General features: G+C 30.2%; 6 protein-coding genes. 2 read left to right on the top strand and 4 right to left on the bottom strand.

All coding sequences use genetic code 11. The annotated features are described in order from the left end of the window. The 4 genes from M3Z80_RS02875 to M3Z80_RS02860 form a co-directional block, all read right to left on the bottom strand. A partial coding sequence (locus M3Z80_RS02875) for an efflux RND transporter permease subunit (protein ID WP_293917399.1) occupies positions 1–2,116 on the bottom strand: 2,116 nt, incomplete at its 3' end. A gap of 54 nt (positions 2,117–2,170) precedes the next feature. Further along, on the bottom strand, positions 2,171–3,322 hold the full coding sequence (locus tag M3Z80_RS02870; protein WP_293917398.1) for an efflux RND transporter periplasmic adaptor subunit: 1,152 nt from the start codon (positions 3,320–3,322) through the stop codon (positions 2,171–2,173). Positions 3,323–3,324: 2 nt separating this feature from the next. Next, positions 3,325–3,852 carry a MarR family winged helix-turn-helix transcriptional regulator gene (locus M3Z80_RS02865; RefSeq protein WP_293917396.1) on the bottom strand — a complete coding sequence of 176 codons (528 nt, stop codon included), beginning with the start codon at positions 3,850–3,852 and terminating at the stop codon, positions 3,325–3,327. A 296-nt stretch (positions 3,853–4,148) separates the two neighbouring features. Then, positions 4,149–5,021 (bottom strand): mechanosensitive ion channel family protein, encoded by an 873-nt coding sequence (locus M3Z80_RS02860; protein WP_293917394.1) that lies wholly within the window; start codon positions 5,019–5,021, stop codon positions 4,149–4,151. Between the two features lie 367 nt (positions 5,022–5,388). On the opposite strand from M3Z80_RS02860, the gene rbfA reads away from it, so the two are divergent. Both rbfA and M3Z80_RS02850 read left to right on the top strand, forming a co-directional pair. Further along, positions 5,389–5,748, top strand: a complete 360-nt coding sequence (gene rbfA, locus M3Z80_RS02855; RefSeq protein WP_293917392.1) for a 30S ribosome-binding factor RbfA — start codon at positions 5,389–5,391, stop codon at positions 5,746–5,748. 3 nt (positions 5,749–5,751) lie between these two features. Continuing rightward, entirely contained in the window at positions 5,752–6,930 is a 1,179-nt protein-coding gene (locus tag M3Z80_RS02850; protein WP_293917390.1) for an ABC transporter permease, read from the top strand. The last annotated feature ends 95 nt before the right edge of the window (positions 6,931–7,025 follow it).

The following is a 7,025-nucleotide window of genomic DNA, read 5'->3' as shown; positions in this document are numbered from 1 at the left end:
CAGGACGTTGAGTCAAAGCTCCTAAGAATTTACCGCTAACTTCATAAAATTTACGAATATCTCCCCCTGTTTTGTCCTGAATTTGGAATTCAAAACCGTTACTAATACCAAAACCTTGTAGGGTAGGGGTACCGAAGAATATAATTCGTCCTCCTTGGATAGAGGCAGTTCTCATAAAGAGTTGCTTAACTACATCATCAATTTTAATTTTTGGACGTTCTTTCCAAGGTTTTAATTTAATTAAGACTACTGCATAGTTTCCACCCGCACCACTAATAAAGCTGGTACCGTTAATCTGTGCCACATTAGATACACCATCGATTCCTTTAGCTAATTCATATACTTTACTAGCTATTTCGGTAGATTGTTCAAGAGTGGAAGCTGGCGGTAAACTTATATCACCAATAATAAATCCACTATCTTCTTGAGGTACAAAGTCCGTTGGAGTAGTTTTCATTAAATAATATAAAATTCCACAGAAAACTAAAATAATAGCAAAGGCAGACCATTTGGCTTTAGAAGTCCAAATCAATGCTTTTTTATATTTATTGGTTAAGCCTTCAAACGCAACGTTAAATCCATCTTTCAATTTTTTTACTACACCATGTTGTTTTTTATCGTCATGAGGCTTTAATAATAAAGCACACAAAGCCGGACTTAAAGTAAGCGCATTAATCGCTGAAAGTACAATGGAAACGGCTAGAGTCAATCCAAACTGTTTGTAAAATACGCCTGATGTTCCTCCGATAAAACTTACCGGTATAAACACGGCAGACATTACTAGAGTGATCGCTACAATGGCTCCGGCTATTTCATCCATAGCGTGTAAAGAGGCTTTTCTTGCATCTTTCATTCCATCTTCCAACTTAGCATGAACTGCTTCGACGACCACAATCGCGTCATCCACCACAATACCAATTGCCAAAATTAAGGCGAATAAGGTCAAGATATTAATGGTAAAACCAAATATTAATAAGAAGAAGAAAGTACCTACAATTGCCACGATAACTGATATCGCAGGAATTAAAGTAGATCGTAAATCTTGTAAGAATACTAATACCACAATGAATACTAAAACGAATGCTTCGAAAAGTGTATGAATAACTTTTTCAATAGAAGCATTAAGAAAGTCATTAGCATTCATCATATATACGTTATCAATACCCGGTGGATAAGAACTTTTCGCTTTTTCTAAGACTTGTTCCACTTCATTGATAATTTGTTGTGCATTGGATCCTGCAGTTTGAGCTATACTAATAACAACGGATGGTTTTCCGTCAATAGTAGAGGTAACTTGATAGCTTTCAGAACCTACCTCAACATTTGCTACATCTTTTAATCTTAAAACATCTCCTGTAGGTAGAGATTTCAAGACCATATTTCCAAATTGTTCAGAAGAGACTAAACGTCCTGTATACTTTAATGTATAAGTAAATGTTTGTGCACTATTTTCTCCTAATGAACCGGGAGCAGCTTCTAGATTTTGCTCAGCTAATAGAGCATTAATATCGGCAGGAGTAATACCATACGTTGACATAACGTCAGGTTTTAACCAAATACGCATAGAATATGTATTTGCACCTCTTGCTTGGGCATCACCAACTCCGGAAATTCTTTTTATCTGAGGTAAAACGTTTATATTAGCATAGTTTTGCAAAAATTTTTGATCATAATTTTTACTATTACTAACTAAACCGATAAATAAGATATTACTGCTTTGTGTTTTTTGTACAATAACTCCGTTTTTAGTTACTTCAGAAGGTAATAAACTGTTTGCACGAGCAGCTAGATTTTGTACGTTTACAGCAGCAATATCAGGATTTGCATCTTGTTTAAAATAAACTGTAATAGTTGCGCTCCCGTCATTACCTGCACTTGAAGTAATGTAGGTCATGTTTTCAACCCCATTGATTTGTTCTTCCAACGGAATAATCACACTTTTCATAACCACGTCCGCATTCGCTCCCGGATAATTTGTAGTCACCTGCACAGTAGGTGGGGCTATCTCGGGATATTGGGCAACAGGAAGTGAAACCACTCCTAATATACCCAGAATCACAATTATAATAGAAATAACTGTGGAAAGAACGGGTCTTTCTATAAATGTTTTAAGCATTGTTTTATTTCTTTTTTTGTATTATTTATAATAGTTATTATTGTTAGAAAAAAATTATAGTTGAGGTTTGATTTCCATTCCCTCTTTTAAATTTTGGATTCCATTAATAACAATTTTGTCATTTACGTTTAATCCTGAATTTACAATAAATGATTGCCCGTCAGCCAAAGGGGTCACCTTAATAGTTACTTGTTTTACTTTGTTATCCTTTTGCACAACAAAAACAAAGGTTTGACCTTGAATTTCAAATGTTGCTTTTTGAGGAATAACTATAGCATTTTCAACCGTAGTGCTGATTCGTATTGAACCTGTAGAACCACTTCTCAAAATACCTTGCGTATTGGGAAAATTAGCTCTGAAATTAGCAGCACCAGTTGCTGTATTTACAATACCGTTTATAGTTTCTATTTTACCTTTTTGGGTATATTCTGTACCATCGGCTAAGAGTAGAGTAACAGGCTCAGAGTTTCTAATTTTTTCAGATTGAGTTGCTCCTGGTGTGTTTTTAAGGAAATCCAATAATTGTTTTTCATTTAATGAAAAATAAACATATACATTGGAAGTGTTTGCTACAGTAGTTAATGTAGTTGCACTATTAACTAAACTACCTAAACGATAAGGTATAGAACCTACAATTCCGTTAACAGGACTTGTAATAACAGTATAAGATAGGTTAGTATTCGCGATAGCTAATGCTGTCTGTGCTTGATTTAAAGCTGCACGTCGAGTCTGCAATGCATATTGTGCAGATTCCAATTGATATTTACTTACAATTCCTTTTTCAACTAAAGGAGTAATTTTGTTTACATCCATTACAGCATTATCTACTTGCGCTTTTGCTGTATTAATGGCTGCTTCAGCATTCAATACATTTTGTTTGTATTGCGGGGCATCTAATGTAAATAAAACTTGTCCTTTTTTAACTACAGAACCTTCATCTACATTAATAGTTTTTATAAATCCTTCTACCATAGGTCGAATTTCGATATCTTCTTCACCTTTTATGGTTGCCGGATAATCTTTTTGCAATACAGCTGTTTGATTACTTACAACTTTTACTGGATAAGGAAGTACTTGATTTCCTGCTCCGGCTCCCATGGCAGCCATGCCTCCAGCATTTTTCTTATCCCCTCCACAAGAAACATAGACAGTGGATGTTGCAGCTACAAATAGCAAAGCTATAATTTGTATTTTTCTGAGTTTCATATTTATGATTTTTCTATATTATTATTAAGTTCATAATTTTTATAACAGGTCTGATTTATTTCTTCTGAACATGAGTCATCAAGTAAAAGAGTTAATAAATTTTCTTGAAATTGACTTTGTTGATCTTTAAGAGAGCTAAAGAATGAAGTATTAAATTCTTTAACAACTTTAGTAGCATTACTAATGACTCTTTTACCTTCTTCAGTCAATGAAATAAGCTTGGTTCTTGAATCTTTTTTATGAAATTTTCTTTTTATCCATCCTTTTTTTTGCAGAGTTCTTAATACAGTTGAAGTAGTCATAGGATCAATTCCGGTTTCATCGGAGAGATTTTTTTGAGATACTTCTGCTTGATTGGTCTCTACCCATAATATAGTAAAAAGCAGTACTAATTGACTATGAGTTAAATCTAAATGTTCAAAGTTCTTTTTAAATTCTCTTTGCCAAAAGTTGTTGACCTTCCAAAGCAAGAATCCTGTTTTCTCGCAATCCGTTATATTTAGGAGAAATGCTTTATAATTAGTTTGCATATTTTTTGTAGTTCAAAAATTGAAAGTGCAAATATAATATGTATACTTATTATAATGCAAATTAATGTGTTAAAAATTTGTAAGTTTTCATATAATATGTGTGCATATTAATTTTGGGTTACACCATCAAATACCAAGCCATAATGCATTTAACCGAAATACTTGACGGTGCAAATATATATTTATTTTAACAATTTAAATAAATTTTTAACTTAAAAATTAAAAAATTTTCAATAGATTTTTTAAATTAACTTAATTCAGGGCTTAATAGTTTTATATAAGATTAAAATTCCAATCTATTTATTATCGTTAGCCATATGTACAGTAAGTTGAGGGAAAGGAATATTAATTTTAGCATGAGTAAATTTCTCATATATATTTTCATTAAGATAGAAATATACAGGCCAATAATTTGACGATTCTACCCAAACTCTGAGTACGAAATCAATGGAACTATCATTCAATTTTAATAATCCAATAAAAGGCTCAGGAGCCTTAAGAATTGTTGAATTAGAATTGATAATTTCTTTTAAAATATCTTTTACTTCTTGAAGCGAGGTTCCATAATCAACTCCAATGGTGATGTCAATCCTTCTCTGCGGTTGCGTGGAAAAATTAAGAATGGATCCTGTGGATAGTGGGCCGTTTGGAACGTATATAGTTTTATTATCAGAGGTGGTTAAAATAGTATATAAAATACCTATGGATTGTACAACTCCTTCTTGATTTTGAGCTAGGATATGATCGCCTATTTTAATAGGTTTATTAAATAGAATCATCACTCCGCCAGCAAAATTACCTAAATTATCTTTCATGGCCATACCTATAGCCAACCCTGCAGAGGCAATCAATGCAGCAAAAGAGGTCGTTTGTATTCCCAAAATTCCTATGATGGTCATAACCAACAAAATGGTAAGTGTAATATTACATAAGCTTCCTAAAAATGATTTAACTGATGGATCAATTTTTCTTCTTTCTAAAAACTTATGAATTATTTTTTCAATCCATTTGATCAAAAATCTTCCTATATAATATACAACCAAACAGGTAATAATTTTTAATCCTAGATCGTATACTGAATCCAACAATTTATTTAGCAACTTTTCAATGCCTGTAGGATTTATAATTTCACTTGAGATAGGTGAATGAGTAATTTGATATAAATTCATATTTTTTAATTTATAAACTATTTTATTGACATAATTTAATATTCATAAACAAAAATAATACTAAAATTATGGTAATAATTTTGTGGTAAGGTAATAATTAATAATTTAATTTTGATAAATGTAAATTTTGATAGTAAACATAAATTTTATGTTAATATATTTAATTAATTGAATATAATAAATTAAGAATAGAGTTAGAAAGTTATATGTTAATTTTATTAATGTCAAATTATGAAAGCTATTATTTTATAATATTTAAAAATATATATTAAGATGTGAATGAAAAAAATTACAACACTAAGTTGCTAAGAATATAAAAATTAAAATTTTTGAAATATATAAAATTACCTAAATTTGTAAAATATTTATGGAAAGCAACAGGCAAAAGAAAATAAATCAATTATTACAAAAGGAATTAGCTGAAATTTTCAGAAAACAATCAGCTGAGATGAATAAAAATATACTTATTTCTGTAACGGAAGTAAAAGTTTCTTCAGATTTAGGTGTTGCTAAAGTTTTTTTAAGTGTTTATCCTAAGGAATATAGGGAAGCAATAATGAAGGAAGTGCAACTATTAACTTCAAAGATTCGAAGGATTTTGGGAAATAAAATAGCTAAGCAGGTAAGACAAGTTCCAGAATTAATATTTTATCTAGATATCACTTTAGATAACGTTGAGAAGATAGAGAAAGCCTTAAAAGGTAAAGATGAAAATCCTATTTTATAATTCGTGAAAAATCTATCCTGGTACATAGCATTCAGGTATTTTATATCCAAAAAAAGAACTCAAGCCGTTAGCTTTATTATGTATACTTCTTTAACGGCCATAGCAATTGCTACTTGTGCTATGTTTGTTATTCTTTCTGTCTTTAGTGGACTAGAAAGTTTTAATATTAAACTTTTCAGCGATGTAAATCCCGATTTGAGGATATTACCCGCAACCGGAAAAACTCTTCCTGATATTGATAATTTAGAAAAAAAATTATCTGCTTATTCTGACATTAAAGCTTTTTCAAAAGTAATTGAAGAAAAAGTTTATGTTGTATTTAATGAAAAAGATGAGATAGCCTATTTAAAAGGAGTAGATAAAAATTTTTTAAAAGTTGTAAAAATTGATACTTGCTTTCAGGCTGGTAAATTTCCCAATATATCTTCTGATAATCAAGCTGCTTTTGGTAATGCGCTTGCTTACAGATTAGGCGTTCCTATTAATAAAGGTTCATTGTCACTTTATATGCCAAAACCAGGTAAAAAACTAATTTCTAATACGGATGACGCATTTGAAAAAGCAGGTGTTTATATGACAGGTGTTTTTGCTTTAAATGATCAATATGAAAATTATATTTTTGTTCCGATACAAGTTTCACAGAAATTATTGAATTTACCTCCCAATAGTGCCTTTTCTATAGAGCTGAAAGTTAAAGACAATGTTAAATCTTTACAAAATAAGCTAAAAAGAGATCTTGGAAAAAAATATATTATTTTAAATAGACAAGAACAAGATGCCTCTTTTTTAAAAATGATGAAAGTAGAGCAATTGTTTATTTACTTAATTTTTATTTTAGTAATAATAATTGCAACATTTAATTTAGCCGGAGCTATTATTATTATAATTTTAGATAAAAAAAACCAATCGAAAACATTAATAGCATTAGGTTATACTATTTCCAAATTAAAAAAACTATTTTTAACCATAGGAATTATCATTACTTTATTCGGGGTAATGTTAGGGATACTATTAGGAACTTTATTAACCTGGTTACAAGCTAATTTTGCATTAGTAAAGGCTAATCCTTTTATGCCATTCCCTGTGAAATTTGATTTCTATAATTATCTTATTGTCTTAATTACTGTATTATTTATTGGATTTTTCGTATCATTTTTGTCATCAAGGAAATTAAATTTTTAAAAATTTTTTATATTTGTATAATAATTATATTAATGATCTTATATGCGTATGATAGCTCTTTTTTTCTATATTTGTATGAAATAAAATAGGGATTG

The organism is Apibacter sp. (assembly GCF_025291155.1).
GTDB lineage: Bacteria > Bacteroidota > Bacteroidia > Flavobacteriales > Weeksellaceae > Apibacter.
Note: the sequence above shows the minus strand (reverse complement) of the source record. Positions and strands in the feature narration are given on the sequence as shown.

Bases quoted from the DNA above. Each gene is read 5' to 3' on its own strand.
- M3Z80_RS02865 (WP_293917396.1), bottom strand. From the start codon at position 3,852: ATGCAAACTAATTATAAAGCATTTCTCCTAAATATAACGGATTGCGAG.
- rbfA (WP_293917392.1), top strand. From the start codon at position 5,389: ATGGAAAGCAACAGGCAAAAGAAAATAAATCAATTATTACAAAAGGAA.
- M3Z80_RS02860 (WP_293917394.1), bottom strand. From the start codon at position 5,021: ATGAATTTATATCAAATTACTCATTCACCTATCTCAAGTGAAATTATA.
- M3Z80_RS02870 (WP_293917398.1), bottom strand. From the start codon at position 3,322: ATGAAACTCAGAAAAATACAAATTATAGCTTTGCTATTTGTAGCTGCA.